The organism is Streptomyces sp. NPDC031265 (assembly GCF_055570295.1).
Window position 1 is genome coordinate 43,765 of the sequence record NZ_JBVIHM010000019.1, and the last position, 25,478, is coordinate 69,242.

Here is a 25,478-nt window from a genome sequence, read left to right on the forward strand (position 1 = left end):
TCAGAACTTGCGCCAGCGTGCCATCGCGAAGGAGAACAGTCCGAAGAGCGCGAGGCCCGCGGCCACCGCGAAGAGCAGCCAGGGACCGGCCGGGGTCTGGGTGAAGGAGCGCAGGGTGTCGTCCATGCCCTTGGCCCGGCCGGGGTCGAACCCGACCGCCGCCCAGAGCGCGAAGCCGCCGGCCGCGGCGAAGACGGCGCCGCGCGACACCCCGCCGGCCACACCCGTGCAGTCCACCAAAAGGCGGGTGCGCGGTGACATCTCGCCGAGCCGCATCCGGTCGTGATACTTGCGCAGCGCCGCCCGTACCGCGATCCACCCACCGACTCCGGCCGCGACCACTCCGGCCGCACCGACCATCCACCGCCCGCCCGGCAGATCGAGCAGCCGGGCCGTGAGGTCCTGGGAGGTGCGGTCGCTGGAGCCGCCTTCGCTGCGGCGGTCACCGAGCGCGTAGGTCGACACGGTGTACGCCACGAAGCCGTAGAAGAGGCAACGCGCACCGGAGAGCAGGCGTTTGCGCGCCTTGTGCCCCTCGGCTCCGGCGGCGCCGAAGAGTGCCTCGGACAGGCGCCACAGGGCCATGCCGGCCAGCCCCACCGCCAGCGCCCACAGGACGGGCGTGCCCAGCGGCCGGTGCGCGATCTCCGCCAACGCTCCCTCACGGTCGGCCTGTTGGCCGCGATCGCTTCCCTCGGCCACTCGCGCGGCGAGCAGCCCCACCAGCAAGTAGATGGCACCGCGCGCCGCGAACCCGGCCCGTGCGGCCCCTTCGACCACCGGGCCCCGAGCCGCCCGCCGGGCCCTGCCCCGCCCCGACACCGTCACCGCACCCACGTCCACGGCCACCTCCCGGTATGCGGGTGCCCCGGGCCGACGCGCGCAACCCCTCCACCGGCCCAGGGGCCGGGCGTTCGCATCCCGGCCGTGAGGCTCACCAGGATTCCGACACCTCGGCCCGGTGCCGCTCCCCGGCTCCCGCCGCCGCCCGGATGCGCAGGGCGACGAGCGGCAGGATCAGTACGGAGAGGATGGCCGCGCCGACGAGCGCCGCGCCTTCGCTGGTGCCGAGCGTGCCGTCGTCGATGCCGATGGTGGTGATGGCGACGACGAGGGGCAGACAGGTCGCGCAGTACAGGGCGAGGGCGGTGCGGTCGCGGCGCCCGAGGTCGTTCGGCGCGAGGAGGAGGGCGGGGGGCGCCGCGTACGAGCAGGAAGAGGAGGAGGAAGGCGGGGACCAGGGCGAGCGGCCGTCCGCCGTGGAGGAGGGCGGACAGGTCGAACTCGATACCCGTGACGATGAAGAAGATCGGTACGAGGAAGCCGAAGCCCATCGCCTCGACCTTGCCCAGGACGTCGCCGCTGTGGTCGGGCGCGGCGCCGACCAGGATGAGCCGCGTGAGCAGACCGGCGGCGAACGCGCCGAGCAGGGAGTCGAGACCGAAGGCCGCCGAGAGCCCGAGCATGCAGGCGAGCAGCAGCATGACGAAGCGGACGGCGAACTGACCGCTGCTGTGCAGGGTCCTGGCGATGATCCGGGAGAACCAGGGCGGCCGCGGCCGCAGCGCCCAGACGACGGCCGCGGCGGTGACGGCGGCGAACGCGAGCAGCACGACACCCGCCCGCCCGGGTCCGCGTCCGCCGAGCAGTACGGCCATGGCGATGATCGGGCCGAACTCGCCGACCGCGCCGAACGCCATCACCACGGTGCCGAAGCGCCCGCGCAGGCTGCCGGAGTCGCGCAGGATCGGCAGCACGGCCCCGAGGGCGGTGCTGGTGAGCGCGGTGCCGATGACGAAGCTCTTGTCGGCGGCGCCGCCGGTCAGCGCGAAGGCGATGCCGAGGGAGACGGCGAGCGTGATCAGCCAGGCCTGGACCGACCGGCGCAGGGTGTCCCCGCGCACGGCGCCGAAGTCGATCTCGTACCCCGCCAGGAAGATCAGCATGGACAGCCCGAGGTGTGACAGCACGTCGATGAGCTGGTCCTTCTCGGCCCAGTCCAGGACGTCGGGGCCGATGAGGACGCCGAGCAGGATCTCGAAGACGGCGACCGGTACGGGAGCCCAGCGGCCGACGGCGTATGCGAGCAGGGGCGCGAGGACCGCGATGGCCATGATCAGGATGAGCGTCCCGGTGTGCGGCATGGCTCGTATCTAGCACAAATATGGACAGGATCCAGCAAACGGGACCTGTCTGCGCCGCGGTCAGGCGAACGTGGCCGCGTGGTCGGCCGCCCACCGTGCGAACGGCAGCGGCGGCCGCCCGAGGATCCTCCGCGCGGTCCCGGTCGCCGGGGACCCGCCCTGGGTGGCGGCTACGATGAACTGCACGATCGAGGCGGCGGCGGCGGGCGACCCGAACCGCTCGAACTCCTGCTGTGCCCGCGCCTCGGTGAGTTCCTCGATCCGGATGGACCGTCCGGCGGCCTCGGCGATCAGCTCGACCTGGCGGCGCTGCGACATCAGCTCGCCGCCCGTGAGGAGGTCGCTGACCCCGCCTTCCGGGCGGCCGGTCAGCGCGGCGACCGCGGCGGCGGCGACATCGCGCTCGTGGATCGGCGCCATGGCCGCCTCTGGGTGCAGCATCCGGACCACGCCCTCCGCGCGGATCGAGTACGACCAGGTCAGCGCGTTGTTCGCGAGGACGAGCGGCCGGATCGGAGTCCAGCGCAGACCGGAGGCGGCGAGCGCCGCCTCCATCGCCCGGTGCTCCTCCGCGATCGCGTTGCCGTGCGCGTACGGCAGGAGCACGCTCCCGGAGGAGAGGACCACCACGTGCTCGACGCCTGCCGCGCGGGCGGCGGCGGCGAAGCCGGCCATGCCCTCCGCCGTGGCGTACACGAACACCTTGCGTACGCCGTTCAGCGCGGCCGGGAGCGTCGCCGGCCTGGTGAGGTCGGCCGCGACCACCGGGACGCCGGCGGGCAGCTCCGCCGTCTCCGGGTCGCGTGCCGACGCCCGGACCGGCTCGCCCAGGGCGAGGAGCTGGTCGAGCACCTGTCGTCCGACGCTTCCGCGAGCCCCGATCACCAGCGTGGTCATGTACGTCCTCCTCGGTCGCCGTGCCTTCCGGGTTCCCTCCCGGCATGGTCAACGACGTCAGAACGGGCTTGTCGCGCCAGACGGTCATAAAATGCTGTTACCGACCAGTCCGCTTCCGAGGGAGGCCTCGATGCGAGCGACCAAGGGTGACCAGCTGGTGCAGCACGGCAGGGTCGTGGGCCAGCACGACAAGACGGGCGAGATCGTCCAGGTGCTGGGGGAGAACGGCACACCGCCCTACCGGGTCCGCTTCTCGGACGGCCATGAGTCGATCATGGCGCCGGGCCCCGACTGCGCGGTTCGGCCGTCGGCCGAACCGAGGAAGGAGCAGTGGTAGGCGAGCCTTCGGGGCTCGTCTTGAAATCGCCCCCGGCAAACCCCACTTGAAGGATTTTCACGTACGCCAGTCCCCCCCTCTTGGGAACCTTTCCGTGCAGGAACATGTCATCCATGGGAAGGTGTCGATCTCCCCTGGAGTGATGGGTGGGACACCAGGGGTGGACGAGTGAAGGGGCGCGCCGGTGGGCGGGGAGCATGGTGTCGATCTGAGTGGCAGTGGGCCCCCGGCGGATCCGCCCGCCCAGAACGGCGGCTCGACGATCGGCTCGCCGGGCACCTACCGCATCAAGAACTCCTCCGACAGCCAATGTCTGAGCAGCGGCGGCACCGGCGGCTCCTACGGTCCCTGCGCGTCCACCGCGTCGTATGCGTGGACCTTCTCGTACGCCTCCGACGGCACCTTCCAGCTGATCAACCGGGCCAGCGGCTACTGCCTGGTGGGAGGCGGCGACTTCGGAGGCGGCGGCGGTTTCACCGGTGACGCCGGCGCCTTCCCCTGCGGGAAGTCGGGCGGCGGTCAGTACCGGCGGATCGGTAGCCGCACGTCGTCCGGCAGCACCATCAGGAACACACAGAGCGGCGAATGCCTCGAAGTGGGCAGCAGCGGCGCGATGGTGACCCCGTGCGACTCCACCCAGCACGCCCAGCTGTGGGTCAACGGCGGGTCCGCCTCGTGAGGTTCGGCCACCGCCGAGTCGGAGGGAGCGCGCCGGGGAAGGGTCCGGGGCGTGACTGACTCCACCCTCTGGATCTCGTCGTTGACCGCCGGCACGGCCGTGCTCGCCAGCTGGGTCACCAGCCGCGGCACGGCCCGCGCGGCGCAGATCCAGGCCGTCGCCGCCGAGCGGACCCAGCGCACCATCCGGATCAGCGAGGCGCGGCGGTCGGCCTATGTGAGCCTGATCGAGCAGGCGCACAAGATGGCGGAGCTGTACTGGACGGTGTCGGACATCCACAAGTCGGGTGGCAGCCGCGCCGAACAGCTCCCCGCGCTGCGGGAGGTGCAGACCAGCCTGCGGGTGGAGTACGGCAGGCTCCGCCACTTCATATGGGTGATCAACCTGGAGGGCCCGGACAACGTGGCCGCGGCCGCCGAGACGCTCAGGCTCTCGACCCGTCCTCCGCACCGGGCACTTGGAGCTTCCATCGAGGGCGAGCCGGACGCCGTCGCGCTTTTCGACCAGTGCTACGACCCTTTCTGGGAGTCGGTCCTGGCCTTCGTCTCCGCGGCTCGCACTGCGGTGCACGACTTGTAGGGCCACACGTACCAGGGCGTGAGGAGCGCCGCCGGAGACTCCACGTCCCGGCCCCGGCGCCCACCCCCGACCGGTGGGGCCACAGAAAATGATGAGACTTCGCGCGTGCCACGTACTACCCTCCCCGGATGCCTCAACTCACCGGTGACGAGCCCCTGCCGGGGCGGTCGCGCTCGCTGTCGCGCGACCGCGACTTCGGCGTCTTCTGGGCCGCGCAGACCCTCTCCGTCGTCGGTGACTCGTTCGCCCTGATCGCCCTGCCGCTGCTGGTGCTGCACGCGACGGGCTCGGTCGCGCAGATGGGCCTGCTGACCGGCGCCGCGGGCGCGGCCGCGGTCGGCGCCGGCGTGTTCGCCGGGGTCGTGGTCGACCGGCTGGACCGCAGGAAGCTGCTGATCGCGTGCGACCTCGCCCGTCTGGTGCTGTACGCGCTGATTCCGCTGGTGTGGGCGTTCGGCCCGCAGATCTGGCTGCTGTACGTGGTCCTTCCGCTGGCCGAGGCCGTCGGGATGCTGTTCTCCGTCACGTACGTCACCGCCGTACGCGCGCTCGTGCCCGGCGACCGCATCACGCAGGCCAACGGCAGGCTCAACGCGACGGCAGCGGCGGCCGGGGTCGTCGGGCCGCTGCTCGCGGGCGTGCTGGCGGCCTGGCTGGGCCCGGCGGCGGCCGTCGCCGTGGACGCGGTGAGCTTCGGGGTGTCGGCCGCCTGCCTGAGCTTCGTACGGTTCAAGGGCCGTACCGGGCCGTCCGGTGACGCGGCGGCGCAGGGCCCTCGGCGGGAGTCGATGGGCAAGGAGTTCGCCGCCGGGGTGTCGTTCCTGCGGCGGCATCCGGTGCTGCGGAGCCTGACCGTTCTGCTGTCGGTCTTCAGCTTTCTGACGCTCGGCCTCAACGACCTGATCATCTATCACCTCAAGCACGACCTGGGCCAGGGCGACGGCGCGGTCGGCACCGTCTTCGCCGTGGGCGCTCTGGGCACGGTCGTGGGCGCGCTGCTCGTCGCCCGGATCCGCCACCGGCTCGGTTTCGGCGCGACCTGGACCGGCGGCGTCGCGGTCTGCGGGCTCGCCCTCGCGGCGATCGGCTCGGCCGGCAGCGTGGCGGGCATCGCGGCGCTGACCGCCGCGTTCCTCGGGTGCGTCAGCGTTTCGGGTACCTGCTCGATGTCGTTGCGGCAGGAGGTGACCCCGGACCATCTGCTCGGCCGGGTCACCTCGGCCTTCTGGACCATCCACTACTCGGCGGCCCCCATCGGCGCGGCCGTCCTCACCTGGGCCGCGCAGCGGTACGGCACGGGGTCGGTGTGTCTGGTCGCCGGGGCGTGCTGTCTGCTCACCGCGGTGCTCGCGCTGTTCACGCCCGTTCGCGCGCGCCGCCCCGAGCAGGCCGGTCCGGTCGCGGGCGGCCCCGTCCCGAGCGGGCCTGGCCAGGAGTCGGCCCGTAGTGGATCATGTTGAGATGACTGATCCACTTCCCTCGGCGCCGCTTGCCGCAGTGCGGCTGGCCGGGTACACGAAGGCCGACCAGAGTGAGATCCTGGGCGATGGCGCCGACCCCTTCGGTGTAGCGGAGGCCGGTCTGACCTGGCTGCCCAAGGAGGACCACTTCGGTGTCCGCCACGAGGGCCGGCTGGTGGCGCACGCGGGACTGCTGCCGCTGCGGATGTCGGTCGGCGGCGCCGACGCACAGGTGATGGGCGTCGGCGGGGTGGCCGTCGCCGCAGCTCTGCGCGGACACGGTCTGGCTCGGCTGGTCGTGGGCGCGGCTCTGGACCACGCGCGCACCAGGGGGCCGCGGTACGCGCTCCTGTTCTGCCGGCCACCGCTCGTCGCCCTCTATGAGCGCCTCGGCTGGCGAACCCTTGACCGGGACGTCGAAGTGGAGCAGCCCGGGGGACCCGTCGTCATGCCGCTGCGGACCATGTGGATCCCGCTGCACGACGACGAGCCGTGGCCCGACGGCCCGGTGAGGCTGCTCTCGTACCCCATGTGAGTGCCGGACGGCGAGGTCAGGCCATCCGGGGATCGGGCTTGAGGATGGCGAAGGGGGCGCCGTGGGGGTCGGCGAGCCAGGCGATCCGGCCGACGTCCGGCACGTCCGCCGCGGGCATGATCACCGAGCCGCCGTTCTCCTGCACCCGGCCGACCGTGGCGTCCGCGTCGGCCACCGCGAAGTACGGGATCCACCGCGGCTCCATGCCCTCCTGGGCCGGGGCGAGGCCGCCGAACGAGGCGTTCTTCTGGTCGCCCTCGGCGGTGGACAGCACGGTGTAGGTCATGCCGGGGGACTGCATCTCCTGGGACCGCCAGCCGAACAGGGAGCGGTAGAAGGACAGCGCGGCCGGTACGTCCTTGGCGTGCAGTTCGGCCCAGAGGAGCGTGTCGTCCTGGCACGTCACCTCCAGGCCCTTCGTGGCGGCGGGCTGCCAGACGGAGAACTCGGCGCCGCCCGGGTCGGTGAGGCAGGCCATCCGTCCGGCGTCCATGACGTCGAAGGGCTCCGCCCGAACTTTCCCGCCGGCCTGCTCGACCGCCTTGGCAGTGGCGTCCGCGTCCGGCGTCTGGAAGTACACCGTCCAGGCCGGGCTCGCACCCTCCTCGGTGAGCGGGCCCAGGGCGGCGACCGTCTTGCCGTTCTTCTGGAAGAAGCCGTACCCGCCGGCGTCGGGGCCCGCGGACTGGAAGTTCCACCCGAAGACGCCGCTGTAGAAGTCCGCCGCGGCCGCCGTGTCGGGGCTGCCGAGGTCGAGCCAGTTGGGTGCGCCGGGGACGAAGTCGGTGCTGAGCATGGTTGCGTGCCTGCCTTTCGCGGGTCTGGCCGTGAGGGCGGGGAGTCCGCGGCCGGGCCGGTGTTCTCCCGGGGGCGAACCAGCCCATAACGGATCGTAATGACAGAGCCGCGCATCGGGCATACGGAAGGGCGGAACGGGTGACGTCCGGACGGATGCGGGGCCCGGCCCCGCGGGGCTGTGCGGGCCGCGCACCACCGCGTGAGGCCGGTCGCGGCCCCCTCAGTGGCACTCAGTGGCACTCAGCGGCGAGGCGCGGCGGCCCGCCGCTCGCCGAAGCGCCACGTCCGGCTCGTCTTCCCGCCCTCGCGCCGCCGCTCCCCGAGGTGGTGGAAGCCGCGTCCCATACGGCGGCCGAGCACCAGATAGCCGAGCAGCGCCCCGGAGGTGTTGAGCAGCACGTCGTCCACGTCGAACGCGCGCCCCTCGACGAGTGCCCCCTGCGCCAGCTCGATGAAGACCATCACGACGACCGTGTACAGCAGCACGCGCACCGCCCGCAGCCGTCGGCGCACCAGCACCGGCAGGATCAGCCCGAAGGGCGCGCCCAGCAGCAGATTGCCGCCGACCTGCCGACACGCTTCGAGGAGCGTGTACTCGTCGGCGTACTGGCGCAGCGAGTGCCCCGGCCGCAGATTCGACCCCGCGATGTCGCGCGACGCGGGCGACGGGGTGAGGGTCACCTCGGCGAGGACGACGGAGAACGCCACCAGCGCCGCGATCGCCACCACCATGATCAGAATCCGAACGGCCATGACCCGCCTGGCCGTTCGCGCCTTGGCCCGCTCGACTTGAGTGGTCATGCCGTGCGGATTCCCCGTAACACGGACGGTACGCCCCGGCGCGCGGGGCACCCGTCACGCGAGCAGGGTGAGCGCCCCAGGCAGGACCCGCGCGGTGACCGGCAGGACGGCCTCGACCTCGCCGTCCGCCCCGTACGGCAGGGGGCGGTCCGCCTCGATGCGCACTTCGCGGCCGCGCAGGATCTCCACCTGCGGCCGGTGGACGTGGCTGCCGTCGTCGAGCTCCTTCATGACCTTGAAGAACAGCCGGCGGGGGGAATCGTTGAGGATGACCACGTCAAGCAGCCCGTCGTCCACGGCGGCGTTCGGCGCGATGTGCCGTCCGAAGCCGTAGAAGCCGGAGTTGGCGGCGATGACGGTGTAGCCGCTGCGCTCGTGGAGCGTGCCGTCGATGGTGACGCGGTAGTGGGCGGTGCGCCAGCCGAGGACCGCGCGCAGTCCGCCCATGTAGTACGAGGCGGCGCCGCGCAGCAGCCGAGAGGCGTTGGCGTGCCGGTTGGCCACCGCGTCGACCCCGGCGTAGACGCTGCCGAGGACGGCGACCTTGTCGTGCACGGCCGATTCGACCTCGATGGCGTCGACCTTCCTGGGTGCGCCGCGCAGCAGGAGCTCGGCCAGCGCGGCGGGCTCGGAGGGCAGCCCGAGCGCGCGGGCGAAGTCGTTGCCGCGCCCGGCCGGCACGATGCCCACGAGGGCGTCGGTGCCGGCCAGAGCGCCCGCCACACATCCCGCCATGCCGTCGCCGCCGACCCCGAGCACCACACGGCCCTGTTCGGCGGCCCGGCGGGCCAGTGTCCGTGCGTGATCGAGGCCGCGGCTGTACTCGACCTCCAGCTCCGCACCCCCTTCGCGCAGCAGCCGGGCCAGCGGGATCAGGGCGGCGGCGCCCTGTGACCCGCCCGCGGTGGGGTTGACGACGGCCGTGAACTGTCGCATGGCTACGCTCCGATGGGCGACGACGGTGTTGCTGCGGGCGGGGGACGCGGGTGCTGCGCGCGGTCAGACGGCGGGCAGCGGCGGCAGCAGGATGCCGGGGTTCAGGATGCCTGCCGGGTCGAGCCGGTCCTTGACCGCGTGCAGGACCTCGACGCCGAGCGGGCCGATCTCCCGGGCGTACCAGTCGCGGTGGTCGGTGCCGACGCCGTGGTGGTGGCTGATGGTGCCTCCCGCGGCGAGGATGGCGTCGTTGGCCGCCCGCTTGGCCGGGGCCCAGTGTGCCACCGGCTCCTTGCCCTGGGCGCTGACCACCGTGAAGTAGAGCGAGGCGCCCGCCGGATAGACGTGGGAGACGTGGCACATCACCAGCGGCGGGGTGCCCGCGTCGGTGAGGGACTGGGTGAGGGCGGCGCGCACGGCCTCGTACAGGGCGGGGATGTCCGACCAGAACGCGGCCGTCTCCAGCGTCTCGGCGAAGGCGCCGGCGTCCAGGAGCGCGTCGCGCAGATAGGGCGCGGAGTAGCGGCCGTGGGCCCAGCCGGTACCCGGGTCCTCGCCGAGCGGCTCGCCCTGCGCCCCGCTCAGTGCGGTGTGCACACGCGCCTTGCGGTGGGCGACCTCGTCGGCGGTGCCCTCGTACCCGACGATCGCCAGGCAGCCCGCGTCGGAGGCGAGACCGCCGCCGATGGCGTCCGGCTTGGCCAGGCCGATCATGGTCTCGGTCTCGTCGGACAGCCGCAGCACGGTGGGCATCGGCCCGTCCTGGGCGAGCGCGCGCAGGGCGGCCTGTCCCTGGGCGAAGGACGGGAAGCGCCAGCCTTCGTAGACCTTGGCCTGGGCCGTGGGGTGGATCCGAACGGTCACCGAGGTGATGACGCCGAAGGCCCCCTCGGAGCCGAGGACGAGCTGGCGCAGATCCGGTCCGGCGGCCGAGCGCGGGGCCCGGCCGAGGTCCAGCGTGCCGCGCGGGGTGGCGACCTGAAGGGCCGTCACCATGTCGTCGAAGCGCCCGAAGCCCGCGGAGGCCTGGCCGCTGGAGCGGGCGGCCGCGAACCCGCCGACCGTCGCCCACTCGAAGGACTGGGGGAAGTGGCCGAGCGTGTAGCCCTGTTCGGCGAGCAGGGCCTCGGCCTCGGGGCCGCGCAGCCCGGGTTGCAGGGTGGCGGTGCGCGAGACCCGGTCGAGGGCGACGAGGCGGTTCATACGGCGCAGGTCGAGCGCGACGAAGGCATCGTGCGCCTGGGGGGCCAGTCCGCCGACGACGGAGGTGCCGCCGCCGAAGGGGACGACGGCGACCCGGTGCTCGGTGCACGCCGTGAGGACGGCCAGGACCTCGTCGTGGTCGGCGGGCAGCACCACGGCGTCCGGCGCGTCACTGACCTCACCGGCCCGGATGCGCAGCAGGTCGGGCGTGGACTTGCCGCGGGTGTGGCGGACCCGGGTCTCGTCGTCGCCGTGTACGTGCGCCTCGCCGACCGCCGCCTCCAGGGCGGCCCGGGCCGCCTCGGTCAGCCGCGAGGGGCCGGGCGTGACGGCCGTGAGGGCCTTCGCCGGGGCGTCCGCCGGGCGCACCCCCAGCAGGTCCCGCAGGAGACCCACCACTTCTTCGGGCAGTGGTGCCGCCTTGGCCGGGTCGCCCCAGCCGCTCCACAGCATGTCCACCGAACCCACCTGATCACCCGCTTCGTCGCGCAGTTGTTCCGGTCCCACGGCGTGGGGGGCGGCTTGCCGTCGCCCGTTCCGTCGTTACACTGTGACAGATGAAGCCCATTCGTCACAACCGTCGGGACGACGAGGCGGTGCTCGACGCCGCCCGGGACTGCGTTCTCGCGGTCGGCGTCCGCCGGACGACCCTCACCGACGTCGCACGCCGGGCCGGGGTCTCCCGCATGACCATCTACCGGCGCTGGCCCGATGTGCGCACCCTGGTGGGCGACGTCATGACACGGGAGTGGGTGTCCGTCACCCTCGGGGACACGCCCACGACCGACACCACCCGCCCCGTGCGCGAGCAGTTGGTCGACGGGCTCGTGGCGGGGCTGCGCGCCTTCCGGTCGCATCCGCTGCTGTGCAAGATCCTCGACGTCGACCCGGAACTGCTGCTGCCGTACCTCTTCGACCGGCGGGGCGCCAGCCAGGACGCGCTGCTCGCCTTCGTCCAGGAGGCGCTGGAGCAGGGGCACGCGGACGGTTCCGTACGCGCCGACCACCCGCTGCGGCAGACCAGGTCGCTCTTCCTGGTGATCCAGTCCTTCGCGCTCTCGCTGCAGACCATGACCGACGCGGCGGACCCCGAACTCGCCGACGAAGCGTTCTACGACGAGCTCCGGCACATCCTTGAGAGGACCCTCGCCCCATGAGCCGTACCGAACCCCGCTCGGACTTCTCCCTCACCGCCGCCCGCCGCGCTCGCGAACTGGAGGGGCTGGCGGCCGGGACGACCGTCGACGTCCTGGTCATCGGCCTCGGCGCGACCGGTGCCGGAGCCGCCCTGGACGCCGCCTCGCGCGGTCTGTCGGTCGCCGCGATCGACGCGTACGACCTGGCGTTCGGCACCTCGCGCTGGAGCTCCAAGCTCATCCACGGCGGACTGCGCTACCTGGCCTCCGGGCAGCTCGGCGTCGCGCACGAGAGCGCGGTGGAGCGCGGGGTGCTGATGGAGCGCACCGCCCCCCACCTGGTGCGCGCGCAGCCGTTCGTGCTGCCCCTCACCTCGCTGACCTCCCGGCGCAACGCGGCGCTCGCGCAGGCCGGGCTGCGCGCCGGCGACCTGCTGCGCGTCTCGGCGGGCACCGCACGGCGCACCCTGCCCGGCCCGCGCCGGCTCTCGGCCGTCGAGACCCTGCGGACCGCGCCCGGTCTGCGCCCGCACGGCCTGTACGGCGGGCTGCTCTCCTGGGACGGCCAACTGGCCGACGACGCCCGCCTGGTGACCGCCATCGCCCGCACCGCCGCCGGACACGGGGCGCGCATCCTGACCCGGACCCGTGCCCTGTCCGTCACCGGTTCCGGCGCCCTCGTACGCGACGAGCTGACCGGGCAGGAGCTGACCATCAGGGCCCGGGCGGTCGTCAACGCCACCGGCGTCTGGGCGGACCAGCTGGTCGACGGCGTCAAGTTGCGCCCCTCACGCGGCACCCACCTGGTGCTGCGCGGCAGCACCCTGCCCGGCCTGACCGCCGGGCTCCACATCCCCGTGCCGGGCGAGAGCAGCCGCTTCGTCCTGGTCCTGCCGCAGGGGGACGGCAGGGTGTACGTGGGGCTCACCGACGAGCCCGTCGACGGGCCGCTCCAGGACGAGCCCACGCCCCCCGAGTCCGACATCGGCTTCCTGCTCGACATCCTCAACACGGCCCTGGACACACCGGTCCACCGCGACGACGTGGTGGGCGCCTTCGCCGGGCTGCGGCCGCTCCTCGACGACGCCCCCGACGACGGCTCGGGCAGCCGCACCTCCGACATCTCGCGGCGGCACGCGGTGCTGACGTCGAGCGAGGGCGTCGTGACCATCGTCGGCGGCAAGCTGACCACCTACCGGCGGATGGCCCAGGACGCCCTCGACGCCGCGCTGGGCGCCCGCGGTATGTCGGCGGCGCCCTGCCGCACCGCGCGACTTCCCCTGGTCGGCGCCGCCGCGCCCGCGGAGCTCGCTGCCCTGCCCGTACCGCGCAGGCTGCTCGCCCGGTACGGCACCGAGGCCACCGCCCTGCACGCGCTCGGCGAGGCCGACCCCCGGCTGCGCGAACCGGTGGCCGACGGAGTGGAGACCACCCGGGCCGAACTGTGGTGGGCGGTCAGGCACGAGGGCGCGCTCGACGAGTCCGACCTCCTCGACCGCCGCACCCGCGTCGGCCTGGTGCCCACCGACCGGGCCGCGGCCCTCGACGCGGCGCGCGAGGCGCTGGACGCGGCGGCGCACGAGCCGGCCGGGCCCTGAGCCGCTTCGGGATACCGGCCCGGGGCCAGAAGGGAGACGTGGCCCTGAGCCGGATGGAGCAGTGTGAAGGCGTGAAACAGCAGGGCGCCTGATGCTGGGTCAGGGGAAACGGGCGAGCCGGACCCGGCCGCTGCCATGTCTTCAGGAGGTACCCACATGGTCGCACACCTGCCCGGACGCCGTGCCCGTCTGCCGTTGGCCGTCGCCGCTCTGCTCGCCGCCGCGTCGGCCGGCGCACTCGTCCAGCCCGCGCAGGCCTCGCAGACACCTCCGCCGCCGCAGGACCGGGCGCTGCAACGAAGGCTCGATCAACTCGTCGGCGCGGTCGGCGGCCCGCCCGGCGCCATCGCCGTACTGAAGCGGGGCGACCGGGCCGAGGTCTACCGGGCCGGGGTCGCGGACATCGAGTCCGGGCGGCCGCCCCGCTCCACCGACCACATGCGGCTCGCCAGTGTGTCGAAGGCGTACAGCGGGGCCGTGGCCCTGCGGCTGGTCGACCAGGGGCGGCTGACGCTGGACACCACCATCGGCAGGCGCCTGCCGGGACTGCCCGCCGCGTGGTACAAGGTGACACTTCGTCAGCTGCTCAACCACACCAGCGGGCTCCCCGACTTCACCGCCTCCGACGACTTCCGCAGAATCCTGGGCGAGGACCCCCACCACGTCTTCGACTCGCGCAGGCTCCTTGACTTCGCCGCCGGGGAACCGCTCGCCTTCCCGCCGGGCTCGCGCTACCAGTACTCCAACTCCGACAACATCGCCGTCGCGCTCATGGCCGAGGCCGCGACGGGCCGCCGCTACGAGGACCTGCTCAAGCACCTCGTGTACCACCCGCTGGGCCTGCGGCAGACCAGCCTGCCCCGGGGCTTCCGGCTGCCCGAGCCGTATCTGCACGGCTATGCGGTCGACCCGCCCGCCCCGCCCGAGGACGTCACCGAGCTCTTCGGCTCCTCGGGAGTATGGGCGTCCGGGGCCGTCGTGGCGACCCCGAAGGACCTCGGCCGGTTCATCCGCGGCTACGCCGGAGGAAGCCTCCTCTCTCCGCACACCCGCAAGGAACAGCTGAAGTTCGTCCCCGGTGGCGCGTCCGAACCGGCGGGCCCGGGCGTCAACTCGGCCGGACTGGCGATCTTCCGTTACGCCACCCGCTGCGGCGTGCTGTACGGCCACACCGGCAACACCGCCGGATACACCCAGCTGGCAGCCGCGACACCGGACGGCAGGAAATCCCTGACGTTCTCCATCACGACCCAGACCAGCAAGAGCATCAAGCCCGCCCTCCTTGCCCAACTGCGCAAGGTGCAGGAGGACTTCGCGTGCGCGCTGCTGCGCCGCTGAGAGGACGTCCGGGGGATATCCCCACCCGCCACCCACCGGCCTGCCGGATGTTCCCGCCAAGGTGAGGCGGGCCACCATGACTTCATGATCACGCAGTTCAGGAAGACCGCGGCGCTCGTCGCCGGACTGTGCGCGCTCGGCGCACTGACCACCACCGGCGTGGCGGACGCCGCGGAACGGCCCGGCCCCGACGGCCTCTGGCAGGTCGACGACTACGGGACCGTGCTCGACGTACACGGCGGGCGTCTCGACACCTACCAGGTGACGTCCTTCAGCTGTCTGAAGGGTGTCGCGGGCACCCGCGAGAAGGGCGCTCCGGCGCGGTACGCGATGGCGGACGGGGACGTATACACCTTCCGCGGCGGGGCGAGGACGAAGATGCACATCGACGGGGCGCCGGGGGACCGCGCCCTGCGGCGGCTCGCCGCACTGCCCGCCACCTGCCGGGCACCGCAGCCCGGCGCGTTCGACGTCTTCTGGCAGACGTTCCAGGAGAACTACCCGTTCTTCGCCGCCAAGGGGATCGACTGGCAGGAGGTGCGCGACCGCTACCGGCCGCGCGCCGAGGCGGCGCGCACCGACGCCGAGCTCTACGGCATCCTCACCGAGATGGTCGCGCCGCTGTACGACGCACATGTCGTCGTCTCCGCCGACAAGACCGGGTTCTTCGGCATGACCCGCCCCGGGACCGTCGTCCCCGGCCCCGACCTCGACGCCAAGGTCACGGCGTTCGTCGAGCGGCGCGATCTCGCGGGGCGGCCCCTCCAGCGGTACGCCAACGGCCGGATCGGGTACGCCGACGTGCCCGCGCCGGGCGGCGGAAGCTACGGCTATCTGCGCCTTTCCGCGTTCAGCGGCTACAGCGAGCAGAACACCTACGCGGCGAACCGCGCCGAGCTCGACCGCGCCCTCGACGCGATCCTCACCCCTGACCGGGTGCACCGGCTGCGCGGGCTGATCCTCGACGTACGCATCAACGGCGGCGGTTCCGACAGCCTCGGCCTCGACCTCGCCGCCCGCCTCACCGACCGGCCGTACTTCGCCTACGCCAAGCGCACCCGCCACACCGCGCCCCAGCCCCAGTACGTCCGCCCGGCCGCCGCCGCGCGCTACGCCGGGCCGGTCGCCCTGCTCACCGGAGGGTCGACGTTCAGCGCGGGGGAGACGTTCACCCAGGCCATGATGGATCGCCCCGCGCCGACGACGCGGATCGGGGAGTCCACGCAGGGTGTCTTCTCCGACGTGATGGAGCGCGGGCTGCCGGGGGAGGGCCACGGAGAGTGGTGGTTCGGGCTGCCCAACGAGGAGTTCCTGACCCGCGACGGCAGGACGACGTTCGACGGGACCGGTGTACCGCCCCTCCTGCCCGAACCCGTCTTCACGGACGCGGAGTTCGCCCACGACAGGGATTCGGCGTTCGACCGTGCCGTGAGGTGGCTGGGGGAGCGGGTGCGTTAGGGCGTGGACCCCGGCCCTCTTCCGAGCGCCGGGGTCCGGTCGGCCTTACGAGGCGTCGCGCACCGTCCCGGTGAACTCCGGGCCGGGGTGGGGGACTCGCTGAACGTGTCCTTGGGCCACCGCGGGTCGACGTCCAGGGTGGTCAGCCCCGGCGCCACGGATGGTCAGCCTTGGCGCCGCCGCCCCGCCGCCTCTTGGTCCGTCCCCTTCGTCCCGGGTTCGTCCGCGTCCAGTACGGACACGGCGTGGGCCGCCGAGGCCAGGGTCACGTGGCGGTGCCAGCCGGCGTAGGAGCGGCCGGTGAAGTCGCGGATGCCGAGGCGGTCGGTGGTCTCGCGGAAGTCGTGGTCGGCGCGTCGGACGAGTCGGCTCAGCCGCATCAGGGTGGGCAGCCGCGTCTCCGTCATATCGGTGAGCCACAGCTCCACGGGGCCCTGGCGGCGGCTCTCCGCCACCCCCAGCAGGGCCAGTTCACCCGGTCCCGCCAACTGGCGCACGGCGGGCGAGGGGCGGACGCGGATCTTGGTGGTGAGGTGGATCGGCCGCCCGCTGCCGGGACCGCGCCCCGGCAGCGGGGCCGGACGCATCCGGTCACGGGCGGCGGTCATGATCTGGATGGCCTGCTGGACCTCCGGCGTCCGCCCCTGCATCCCGGGGTCGGTCACGGTGAGCTGGACCGCGCCGTTGATCCGGGCGAGGAAGGGGACGCCGGCGGCCCGGAACGACGCGATGGTGGAGGCCAGGTCCATGTGCCGGGCGTCCAGCACGACCGGCCGCTGCGGTAGCCCCCAGCCGCTCGCCGTCTCCACGGCCGCCTCGACCGCCGAGTCGCCCAGGGTGCGGTCGCCGAGATCGTCGGGGATGGACGCCTGGCGGCGCCGGATGCGGTCGTTGAGCCAGGAGGACGACAGATGCAGCCGCCAGTTGAGGGGCACGCTCATCCGCTCATTGGCGGACCAGACCCCCACCGCCTGCTGGGCGTTGACGAGCTGGCCCAGCTCGGAGACGAACTGCCGGTCCACACCGACGGAGTTCTCCCCGGTCTTCGGGATGACCATGGGCCGCACCACATACGCCAACGGCGGCTCCAGCTGGGTGATGTGACGGGCGAGGGAGCGGCGCACCGGGACCCAGTCCCAGGTCGAGTCGCTCACGAAGTGGTGGAGGCTCTGCTCGGTGGCCGAACCGCCCAACAGGGCCGCCATGTTGCGTATCGAACGGCGCCCCTTCGCTCCGAGGAGGCCGCGCAAGTACGCGATGCCCCTGAGGCGTTGGTCGCTCCGGCGCAGGGAGGCGAACAGCACCGTGCTCACCTCGGTGAGCACCCGTTCGTCCCAGGCCGCGGGTGTGCTGGACCGGTGGCAGTCATCGTCCGGCGGACAGTTCTCCAGTATCTCGGCAACGGCATTCATGAGTCCCCCGTGGACCTTGGAATGAGTGGGAGGAAGGCTCGCCCACTCCGGCGAACCACTTGATTCCGGATCCAACGATGCTCGTCGCGCACTCGCGTGCCAAGGTAGAGGGGGCACCCTCTCACCGCCCCGGAGCGAGGGGTAACCTCCCTCCGGCCGCTTCCAATCTTCCGGCCCCCACTTCTTGCCGGAGACAACCGTCACACGTGCCGATCCGAGGTGGTGGCGGACACCACGGGGAACGGCATGCTCCGGCAAAGGACAGGCCGGCCGACCGGCGCGCTCTCCCCGATTCCCTGGTCAGGACGCTGCTGTGGTGGTGACGGAGGGCGGCGCATGTGTGGCCCGGCCACACAGGACGCACCCTGAAAGGATGCCGGAGTGGGTGGTGCACCCTGCTACCGGCGGTACGGCCGCGACGCTCAGCGTACGCCCGCGCCCTCGTCGGGAAACACCCTGCTGCATACGCGGAAACGCCCGGCCGCGAAGACCGTGGAGGTCTTCGGGGCCGGGCGTTCCGGCGTGCCGTTCCGGCTCAGGCCGAGCGGGCTCCGCTGTGGGCCAGCAGGTCGAGCGAGAGCAAGGGGGTGGTCTCCCTGGGAGCGTCGATCACCGGGTCGCAGGCCAGCACCGCCTGGTGGAGGCGGTTCATCCGGGGAGACGGTTCGAGCCCGAGCTCGTCGCCCAGCATCCTGCGCAGCCGCTGTACGACCTCCAGCGCCTGGGTGCGCCGGCCTGAACGGCTCAGCGCCAGCATGAACTGGGCGTGCAGATTCTCATGGGTGGGATACGACGCGCACAGCGCGCTCAGTTCACCGAGAAGGTCATGGTGCCTGCCGAGCCTGAGATCGGCGTCGATGCGCTGTTCCTGGACACTGATCCGGGTTTCCTCCAGACCCGCCAGATGAATACGCAGAACGGGTCCCGCCTGGACGTCGGAGAGCGCCGATCCCTGCCACAGCCCCAGTGCTGTCGACAGCAGTTCGGAAGCGTCGGCGTCATTCTTGCCGAGTTCGGACCTGCCCTGTCGTACGAGATCGTGAAAGAGAGTGACGTCGAGTTCCTCGGGGTGGACGGCGAGCAGATATCCGCCGTCCCTGGTCTGCAGCAATTCGCGCGCCGCCTTGAGGCTGCCGATGCGCGGCACCCGCTTCAGGATGCGCCTGAGCTGCAGAACGTACGACTGGAGCGTGGAAAGCCCGGTATCCGGGGGGCTTTCTCCCCACAGCTCCTCGATACAGGTGCCGACCGTGACGACTTGATTGGCGTTGAAGACGAGCAGCGCGAGGAGCTGGCGCTGTTTGGGCGCCGTGGGGGCGTAATCGTGACCGTTTTCACGCACGCGCAGCGAACCGAGCACCGAGAATTCCATGACGACCTCTCGCTTGTTTCCCCGTAATAACGAAACCGGCGACGACCGACGGCTTCGTTGTTCAGCGAGACTATCCCCGGGGTCCGGGCGGCTCTCCCAGGAGAGTTCAGGATCCGTCAACTCGCTCCATCGCGGCCCCCCATCGGGAGTTCAGTCAGCCTCCCTCGGGATTCCGTAACGTCGGCCCCGTCGACACGATCCCCGAGGAGGCACACGTGCGACTCGCAGGGAAGGTCGCCATCGTCACCGGTGGCACCAAAGGCCTGGGGTACGCGATCGCCCAGGCATACGCCAAAGAAGGGTGCCGCGTCGTCTGCGCCGCCCGCGAGCCCGACGAGGGACGCGAACTGCCGCCGGTGGGCGAGGGCGACCTCGCCTACCATCCCGTCGACGTCCGCGACCCGGACTCGGTGGAAGCGCTGATGCGCGGCACATACGAGGCATACGGCCGCCTGGACGTCCTGGTGGCCGGCGCGGGCGTCAGCCGGGCCGGTCCGGCCGAACGGCTGGACGCCGCCCACTGGGCGGACGTCATCTCCACCAACCTCAACGGTACGTTTCTGTCCGTGCGTTCAGCGGTGCCTTACCTCTTGCGCGACGGCGGGGGCCGCGTCATCACCATGTCGTCGGCGCTGGCGACCCGGGTGGCCCCCGGCTCGTCGGCTTATGCGGCGTCGAAGGCCGGGATCGAGATGCTCACCCGGGTCGTCGCCGTCGAGCTGGCAGGACAGCCCATCACGGTGAACTGCCTGAGCCCCGGCTTCATCGACGAGGGGATGGGGCGCCAGCTGGCCCGCAACGAAGCCGTCTGGGACTACTACCGCGGCAAGATCGCGGCCGGGCGCGCCGGGCGGGCCGAGGAGATCGCCGATGCCGCGCTCTTCCTGGCCGACGACGGCTCCGACTACGTCAACGGCCATGTCCTGGAGGTCAACGGCGGGCTGAGGTGGTGAGCGACGACCACTCCGGCCCGGACCTCACAGGCACTGACGACCAGCAGCCGTCGTAACTTTCGCAACCACCCTCGTAACCTTCCGACAAGGAGATCCACAACCATGTCCCCATGGACCAAAGCGACTTGGGCGGAGGCCTCGTGAAGGCACTGGTGTCCGGTGACTCCGGACTGCGCCTCGACTCGGTCGCCGAGCCCGAGCCGCGCCCCGACCAGGCGCTCGTGGAGGTGCACGCGATCGCCGTCAACCGCGGTGAGCTCGCACTGACGGGGCAGCTCCCCCCGGGGTCCCGGCTCGGCTGGGACGTGGCGGGCACGGTCCTGCGCGCCGCCGCCGACGGGACCGGGCCCGTGGCGGGCACCCGCGTCACCGCGCTCGCCGAACGCGACGGCTGGGCCGAGCGGATAGCCCTGTCGCCCACCCGGCTGACCCCTGTGCCCAGCGGCATGGACTGGCCCGCCGCCGCGGCCCTGCCGGTGGCCGGACTGACCGCGCTGTACGCACTGGAGTACGCGGGACCGCTGCTCGGCAGATCCGTGGTGATCACCGGCGCGGGCGGCGGAGTGGGCCGGATGCTGGTGCAGCTCGCCGCCGCGGCCGGCGCCGAGGTGATCGCCCAGGTCGGCTCCCCGGGCCGCGCGGAGGGCCTGCGGTCCCTGGGCGCCCACACCGTCGAGACGTACGAGGAGGGCGACGCCACCGGCGGTCCGGTGGACGTCCTCGTCGACAGCGTCGGCGGGCAGGTGCTCGCCGGTGCCTTCGGGCGCGTACGGCCGGGAGGCACGGTCGTCTGCTACGGCAACACCGTGCGCGAGGAACTGCGACTGCCGCTGGACTGGGGCCATGCGCGCCCCGGACTGCGGATCAGCTATCTCCACCTCTTCGACGAGGTGACCCGCCGCAGCGTCGCCCGGGACCTCGCCTCGCTGGTGCGTCTGGTGGCCGAGGGGCGGCTCACTCCCGAGGTCGCGGCCGTCGGGTCCTGGAGCGATCCCGAGCCCGCGCTCGACGCGCTGCGGCAGCGGCGGGCCAACGGCAAGGTCGTCCTCACCCTCTGAGACCTTCCTCCCCGGGGCCCGGCGGTTTGTGCGGACCGCCGGGCCCATACCCCTGCCGTGACGCGGCCCGGGTCCCTCCAGCCGCCGGTCATCGGCGCACCTCCTGTCCTCCAGGAGGCCCGGCCACCGTGGAACACATGAGCCTGCCATCCACAACGCCCTCCGACACCCACCTCGCCCAGGTCCCGCCGCCCCGCGTGGAGGAGGTGGCCGACCGGATCTTCGCGTACGTCCAGCCCGACGGGGGCTGGTGCCTGAACAACGCCGGGATCCTCGCCGGCCCCCACTCGGTGGCGCTCGTCGACACCGCGGCCACCGAGACCAGGGCCCGCGCCCTGCGCGGCGCCGCGCTCGAACTCGGCGGCGCCGAGCCGCGGACCGTGCTCAACACCCATCACCACGGCGACCACACCTTCGGCAACGCCGTCGCCGCCCCGCACGCCACCGTCATCGCGCACGCGCACACCCGCGCCGAGATGGCCGAGAAGGGCGAGGGCCTCAAACACGTGTGGCCCGGCACCGACTGGGGCGACCTCGGCGACCTCGGCCGCTCCCTGCCGATGGTGACCTTCGAGGACCGGCTGACGGTGTACGTCGACGAGCTGGCGGTCGAGCTGCTGTACGTGGGCCCGGCGCACTCCAGCAACGACGTCGTGGTGTGGGTGCCCGAGCACCGGGTGCTGTTCGCGGGCGACGTCCTGATGCCCGGCTGCACGCCGTTCCTCCTCGGGGGGTCGATCCTCGGCACCCTGGAGGCGATCGCGCGGCTGCGCGCCCTTGAGCCCCGTACGGTCGTCGGCGGGCACGGGCCGGTGGCCGGGCCCGGGGCCCTCGACGAGGCCGAGGCGTATCTGCGCTGGCTGCAGAAGGCCGCCACGCAGGGGATCGACGCGGGACTCACCCCGTTCGAGGCGGCCCGGGACACCCCGCTCGGCGCGTACGCGGAGCTGCGCGACCCGGAGCGGCTGGTGGCCAATCTGCACCGCGCCTACTCCGAGGCGCTGGGCAAACCCCTGGACACCCAGATCCGCTCGGCCCCGGTGATGGCGGAGATGGCCCGCCTCAACGGCGGGAGCGCCCTGGCCTGTCTGGCTTGAGCACACGCGCATGACCTCGCCCCGCCGGTTCGACCGGCGGGGCGATGTCATGTGCAACTAGGGCGTGTTTCGAAAGTCCCGTCTGCCCGGCGGCGTCTGGCACGCACGCTCGCCGCGTTGTCGGGATCACCCCGATACAACCAGTATCGGGGCGACCCTCCGCCTTGCGATCGCACGCACCAGACGCCGCCGGGCCCGCCCTTCGGGCGGACGACGCTACTTTCGAAACACGCCTAGGCGCGCTCGGCCGACGCCTCGGAGGAGGGTGCGACGGTGTGCAGGGCGCCCCGGTGGAAGACCAGCGGCGGGCGCGCGGCGTCCACCCCGAGACCCACCACCTCGGCGACGGCGAAGAAGTGGTCGCCGAGCCGCTGGACCTGGCGCACCAGACAGTCCAGCCAGGCGGTGGTGCCCGGCAGTACCGGGTTGCCGTGCGGCGACTCCCACCACGTAAGACCGGCGAACTTGCCCGCGGTGTCGCCCGGTCCGCCGCTCTTGGCGAAGCGCGCGCACAGTTCCTGCTGGTCATGGGCGAGGATGTTGACGGTGAAGGACCCCGCCTCGCTCATCGGCGGCCAGCTCACCGATTTCTCGTCGATGAAGATACCGACGAGCGGCGGCTCCAGCGACACCGACACGAACGACCCCACCACAAGCCCGGCTGGCCCGGCCGCCGTCGCCGCGGTGACCACGGTGACGGGGCTCGGGACGTGGCCGAGTATGTGCCGGAACAGCTGCGGCTCCACGAACGCACCCACAGGCGGTGCCCAGGACATGTCGACCTCCCAAATGGTGTTCTCCGGTCAACAGCCATGCTGGCGGAGGTGGTTGGGGAACCGGTCGGAGGTGGATGCAGAGCCGCCGATGAGCGCGTCGCGCGCCCCCGGCGTCGCCTTTCATCCTCCATCCGTCCCCTATCGGCCACCTCGACCATGGGGACACCCGTATATGGATGGAGGAGCCGGCCATGCCCGTGCCCCAGCAACGAGATCCCGAACTCACCCGGAAACATCTGACGACCTGGCTCGGCGAACGGCTGCCGGAGGCGGCGGACCTGCGTGTCCGTGTCGAGGTGCCCGAGGGCCTCGGCTTCTCCAACGAGACGCTGCTCGTGGACACCGAGTGGGGGCGGGCGGGCGCCGAGCACCACCGCCGACTCGTCGTCCGGGTCGCCCCCACCCGCTACCGGGTGATGCCGGGCTCCCGGCTCGACGAGGAGTACCGCGTCCTCGACGCCCTGCGGGACACCGATGTGCCGGTGCCCGGTGTCCTCGGCTTCGAGCCCGACCCCGGACTGCTCGGCGCGCCCTTCTACGCCATGGACCGCGTCGAGGGCTGGGTCCCGCCGGACCTGCCCTCGTACCACCGCGACGGCGGACCGGTGGCCGCGCTCGACGAGGGCGGTCGCGCGGCGGTGTGGTGGGGCGGTGTGGAGGCGCTGCACCGCATCCACCACCTCGACGTCACCTCTCTCGGCCTCGACGGCCTGCGCCTCTCGGCCCACGGCCCGTACGGGCTCGGCGCCCAACTCGACTACTACGAAGCCCATATGGACCACTTCGGCGGCGCGGACTCGGTCCCGGTCCGCGAGGCGCTGGCGCTGCTCCGGGACGGGCTGCCGCCCGAGCCGGAGCGGCCGAGCCTGCTGTGGGGGGACGCGCGTCTGGGCAACCTGATGTTCTCCGGTGTGGCGCCCGTGGCCGTACTGGACTGGGAGATGACCTTCCTGGGACCCGGCGAGGCCGACCTCGGCTGGTACCTCTACCTCGACCGGCACCTCAGTGAGGGTGTCGGCGCACCCCGGCTGGCCGGGCTTCCCGGGCGCGCCGAGACGATACGGCGCTACGAGGAGCTGGCGGGGCGGCCCGTCGCGGCACGCATGGACTGGTACGAGGTGTTCGCGGGCTTCCGGTTCGCCCTGATCGCCTCCCGGGTGGGACGGCTCCTGGTGGAGCACGGCCTGGTCGCCGCAGAGGCCGACGTCCCGCTGGCGCGCAACGCCGCCAACCTGCTCGCCCGCACGCTGGAACCGCTGGGCTGAGTCCCGAGTCCCCGCTTCCCCCCACGCAACCAACTGGCCCCACCCTTACGTACCTTCGGACCGTTCAGAGAGGCCGTTCCATGGAAACCCATCAGCACCGCACCGACGCCCTGGTCGTCGGCAGCGGTTACGCCGGATCGATCGCGGCCCTGCGGCTCGCCGAGGCCGGGGTCGCCACGATCGTGCTTGAGCGAGGCCGCCGCTGGCAGGTCGGCGCCGACGGCGACACCTTCGCCACCCAGCACCGGCCGGACGGCCGCGCGTCCTGGCTGAGCCCGAAGTCCCCGCTCACCGACCAGACGCTCGACATCTACCCCGGCGTCCTCGAATCCCTGGAGGGCGAGGGACTGACGATGATCGCCGCGGCGGGCGTCGGCGGCGCCTCGCTGCTGAGCAACGGCACGATGGTCGAGCCCTCGCCCGAGCTGTTCCGCCGGGCCTTCGGGGACTTCCTCGACCAGCGGGAGATGCACGACGTCTGGTACCCGCAGGCCCGGGAGCTGATCGGCTGCTCCCCGATACCGAAGGACGTCCTCGACTCGGACTTCTACCGCTCCTCGCGCGACTTCATGGACCAGCTGGAGCGGGCGGGCATCCCCTACGACCTGGTCGACCTGGCCGTCGACTGGGACGCGGTCCGCGAGGAGATGGCCGGCCGCCGGGCCGCCTCGCACATCGCCGGGCTCAACGTCTTCGGGGTGAACAGCGGCGCCCAGCGCAGCGTCGACCTCACCGTCCTTGCCCGCGCCGAGGCGACGGGCCGCGTCGAGGTGCGCCCGCTCAGCGTGGTCACCGGGATCCGTCCGCAGGGCGACGGCCACCTGGTCTCGTACGACGAACTGGACGAGCGCGGCGCGCTGGTGGCCCGGCATGAGGTGCGCACCACGCACCTGGTCCTGGCGGCGGGCACGCTGGGCACCACCCGGCTGCTGCTGCGTGCCAAGGCCGCGGGGTACCTGCCCGGCCTGGACGCCTCGGTGGGCACCAGGGTCGGCAACAGTGAGGTGATCACCGCCCGGACGGGGATGGCCCCCAACAACCCGGCGCAGGGCGGCCCGTGCTCGGTCATCGTCAAGGACTGGCAGGACAACCCGCACGCCCCGGTGACCCTCCTCAACTTCCCCTGGGTGGACGCCCCGTCCGACGAGGGGTGGATCACCACGATCGGCGCCTCGCCGACCGAACCGCTGGGCTCTTTCCGGTACGACGCCGGCAAGGACGACGTCGTCCTGAACTGGCCCGTGGAGGACCCGCGCGCGGTGCGGGCGACCCACGCGGTCCAGCACACCCTGGACCGGCTCAACGCGGCCACCCCGGGCAGCAGGACCGCCTTCAACCGCATCGGCACCACGGGCGGGAACGTGGTGGGCGGTGTGCCGCTCGGCCTCGCCACCGCCGCCGACGGCAGTGTGCACGGCGCGCGCAACCTGTACGTCGTCGACAGCTCGCTGCTGCACGGCTCGTCCGGCGCCGTACCGCCCGCGCTGACCATCTCGGCGGTCGCCGCGCGCGTGGCCTCGCTCCTGGTGGCCTCGGTCGCGGGCGCCTGACGCACCGCGTCCGACGCACCGCGTCCGCCGGCGGACATACGAGAGGGGCTCCCCCGATGGTTTCGGGGGAGCCCCTTCCTCGTGCCTCGCGGTGGT

Annotated in this window: 23 protein-coding genes and 1 pseudogene; 14 read left to right on the plus strand and 10 right to left on the minus strand. The window is 72.5% G+C overall.

All coding sequences use genetic code 11. The features are described 5' to 3' along the window. The 3 genes and pseudogenes from ACZ499_RS25965 to ACZ499_RS25975 all read right to left on the minus strand — a co-directional run bounded on the left by ACZ499_RS25965 (position 1) and on the right by ACZ499_RS25975 (position 3,041). The gene (locus tag ACZ499_RS25965; protein WP_468678371.1) at positions 1–843 is read right to left on the minus strand and encodes a DUF1206 domain-containing protein; all 843 of its coding nucleotides are present in this window, start codon (positions 841–843) and stop codon (positions 1–3) included. A 91-nt stretch (positions 844–934) separates the two neighbouring features. Next, a pseudogene (locus ACZ499_RS25970) lies at positions 935–2,144 on the minus strand (cation:proton antiporter). A gap of 60 nt (positions 2,145–2,204) precedes the next feature. Continuing rightward, positions 2,205–3,041, minus strand: a complete 837-nt coding sequence (locus tag ACZ499_RS25975) for an SDR family oxidoreductase (RefSeq protein ID WP_468678373.1) — start codon at positions 3,039–3,041, stop codon at positions 2,205–2,207. Between the two features lie 130 nt (positions 3,042–3,171). Between ACZ499_RS25975 and ACZ499_RS25980 the strand changes: the two genes are divergently transcribed. The 5 genes from ACZ499_RS25980 to ACZ499_RS26000 all read left to right on the plus strand — a co-directional run bounded on the left by ACZ499_RS25980 (position 3,172) and on the right by ACZ499_RS26000 (position 6,631). Next, on the plus strand, positions 3,172–3,378 hold the full coding sequence (locus ACZ499_RS25980) for a DUF1918 domain-containing protein (RefSeq protein WP_468404121.1): 207 nt from the start codon (positions 3,172–3,174) through the stop codon (positions 3,376–3,378). 184 nt (positions 3,379–3,562) lie between these two features. Continuing rightward, the gene (locus tag ACZ499_RS25985) at positions 3,563–4,057 is read left to right on the plus strand and encodes an RICIN domain-containing protein (RefSeq protein ID WP_468678375.1); all 495 of its coding nucleotides are present in this window, start codon (positions 3,563–3,565) and stop codon (positions 4,055–4,057) included. Between the two features lie 51 nt (positions 4,058–4,108). Continuing rightward, positions 4,109–4,636: a hypothetical protein gene (locus tag ACZ499_RS25990; protein WP_468678377.1), complete on the plus strand. Its 528-nt coding sequence runs from the start codon at positions 4,109–4,111 to the stop codon at positions 4,634–4,636. Between the two features lie 128 nt (positions 4,637–4,764). Next, a complete protein-coding gene (locus ACZ499_RS25995) occupies positions 4,765–6,096 on the plus strand; it encodes an MFS transporter (RefSeq protein WP_468678379.1) in 1,332 nt (443 codons plus the stop codon). Between the two features lies 1 nt (position 6,097). Further along, on the plus strand, positions 6,098–6,631 hold the full coding sequence (locus ACZ499_RS26000) for a GNAT family N-acetyltransferase (protein ID WP_468678381.1): 534 nt from the start codon (positions 6,098–6,100) through the stop codon (positions 6,629–6,631). Positions 6,632–6,647: 16 nt separating this feature from the next. On the opposite strand, the gene ACZ499_RS26005 is transcribed toward ACZ499_RS26000, so the two are convergent. The 4 genes from ACZ499_RS26005 to ACZ499_RS26020 form a co-directional block, all read right to left on the minus strand. Further along, complete coding sequence (locus ACZ499_RS26005) at positions 6,648–7,427, minus strand: VOC family protein (RefSeq protein WP_468678382.1); 780 nt, start codon at positions 7,425–7,427, stop codon at positions 6,648–6,650. Between the two features lie 242 nt (positions 7,428–7,669). Further along, the gene (locus ACZ499_RS26010) at positions 7,670–8,230 is read right to left on the minus strand and encodes a VanZ family protein (RefSeq protein ID WP_468678383.1); all 561 of its coding nucleotides are present in this window, start codon (positions 8,228–8,230) and stop codon (positions 7,670–7,672) included. A gap of 54 nt (positions 8,231–8,284) precedes the next feature. Continuing rightward, complete coding sequence (locus ACZ499_RS26015) at positions 8,285–9,166, minus strand: diacylglycerol/lipid kinase family protein (RefSeq protein WP_468678384.1); 882 nt, start codon at positions 9,164–9,166, stop codon at positions 8,285–8,287. A 63-nt stretch (positions 9,167–9,229) separates the two neighbouring features. Continuing rightward, on the minus strand, positions 9,230–10,828 hold the full coding sequence (locus ACZ499_RS26020) for an FAD-binding oxidoreductase (protein ID WP_468678385.1): 1,599 nt from the start codon (positions 10,826–10,828) through the stop codon (positions 9,230–9,232). A 98-nt stretch (positions 10,829–10,926) separates the two neighbouring features. Here ACZ499_RS26020 and ACZ499_RS26025 point away from each other — a divergent pair, with 98 nt between their 5' ends. From ACZ499_RS26025 to ACZ499_RS26040, 4 genes are all read left to right on the plus strand, one after another. Continuing rightward, the gene (locus ACZ499_RS26025) at positions 10,927–11,526 is read left to right on the plus strand and encodes a TetR/AcrR family transcriptional regulator (protein ID WP_283145062.1); all 600 of its coding nucleotides are present in this window, start codon (positions 10,927–10,929) and stop codon (positions 11,524–11,526) included. Next, positions 11,523–13,103 (plus strand): glycerol-3-phosphate dehydrogenase/oxidase, encoded by a 1,581-nt coding sequence (locus ACZ499_RS26030; protein WP_468678388.1) that lies wholly within the window; start codon positions 11,523–11,525, stop codon positions 13,101–13,103. Before ACZ499_RS26025 ends, ACZ499_RS26030 begins: the two co-directional genes overlap by 4 nt. Positions 13,104–13,259: 156 nt before the next feature. Further along, complete coding sequence (locus ACZ499_RS26035; protein ID WP_468678389.1) at positions 13,260–14,441, plus strand: serine hydrolase domain-containing protein; 1,182 nt, start codon at positions 13,260–13,262, stop codon at positions 14,439–14,441. Positions 14,442–14,525: 84 nt separating this feature from the next. After that, positions 14,526–15,899 (plus strand): S41 family peptidase, encoded by a 1,374-nt coding sequence (locus ACZ499_RS26040; protein WP_468678391.1) that lies wholly within the window; start codon positions 14,526–14,528, stop codon positions 15,897–15,899. Between the two features lie 164 nt (positions 15,900–16,063). Here the strand turns inward: ACZ499_RS26040 and ACZ499_RS26045 are convergent, their stop codons facing one another. Beyond that, positions 16,064–17,311, minus strand: a complete 1,248-nt coding sequence (locus ACZ499_RS26045; protein WP_468678393.1) for an IS701 family transposase — start codon at positions 17,309–17,311, stop codon at positions 16,064–16,066. A gap of 535 nt (positions 17,312–17,846) precedes the next feature. After that, positions 17,847–18,683, minus strand: a complete 837-nt coding sequence (locus ACZ499_RS26050; RefSeq protein ID WP_468678395.1) for an AfsR/SARP family transcriptional regulator — start codon at positions 18,681–18,683, stop codon at positions 17,847–17,849. 215 nt (positions 18,684–18,898) lie between these two features. Here ACZ499_RS26050 and ACZ499_RS26055 point away from each other — a divergent pair, with 215 nt between their 5' ends. The 3 genes from ACZ499_RS26055 (at position 18,899) to ACZ499_RS26065 (ending at position 21,791) form a co-directional block, all read left to right on the plus strand. Then, the gene (locus ACZ499_RS26055) at positions 18,899–19,636 is read left to right on the plus strand and encodes an SDR family NAD(P)-dependent oxidoreductase (RefSeq protein ID WP_385540733.1); all 738 of its coding nucleotides are present in this window, start codon (positions 18,899–18,901) and stop codon (positions 19,634–19,636) included. Positions 19,637–19,746: 110 nt separating this feature from the next. After that, positions 19,747–20,694, plus strand: coding sequence for a zinc-binding dehydrogenase (locus ACZ499_RS26060; protein WP_468678397.1), 948 nt, complete (start codon positions 19,747–19,749; stop codon positions 20,692–20,694). Positions 20,695–20,831: 137 nt separating this feature from the next. Next, positions 20,832–21,791: an MBL fold metallo-hydrolase gene (locus tag ACZ499_RS26065; protein ID WP_468678399.1), complete on the plus strand. Its 960-nt coding sequence runs from the start codon at positions 20,832–20,834 to the stop codon at positions 21,789–21,791. 233 nt (positions 21,792–22,024) lie between these two features. Here ACZ499_RS26065 and ACZ499_RS26070 read toward each other — a convergent pair whose 3' ends face one another. Further along, positions 22,025–22,567, minus strand: a complete 543-nt coding sequence (locus ACZ499_RS26070; protein WP_468404090.1) for a flavin reductase family protein — start codon at positions 22,565–22,567, stop codon at positions 22,025–22,027. Between the two features lie 191 nt (positions 22,568–22,758). On the opposite strand from ACZ499_RS26070, the gene ACZ499_RS26075 reads away from it, so the two are divergent. Together ACZ499_RS26075 and ACZ499_RS26080 are read left to right on the plus strand one after the other, a co-directional pair. Beyond that, positions 22,759–23,832 carry a phosphotransferase family protein gene (locus ACZ499_RS26075; RefSeq protein WP_468678401.1) on the plus strand — a complete coding sequence of 358 codons (1,074 nt, stop codon included), beginning with the start codon at positions 22,759–22,761 and terminating at the stop codon, positions 23,830–23,832. Between the two features lie 80 nt (positions 23,833–23,912). Further along, positions 23,913–25,382, plus strand: coding sequence for an FAD-binding protein (locus ACZ499_RS26080; RefSeq protein ID WP_468678402.1), 1,470 nt, complete (start codon positions 23,913–23,915; stop codon positions 25,380–25,382). Positions 25,383–25,478: the final 96 nt, after the last annotated feature.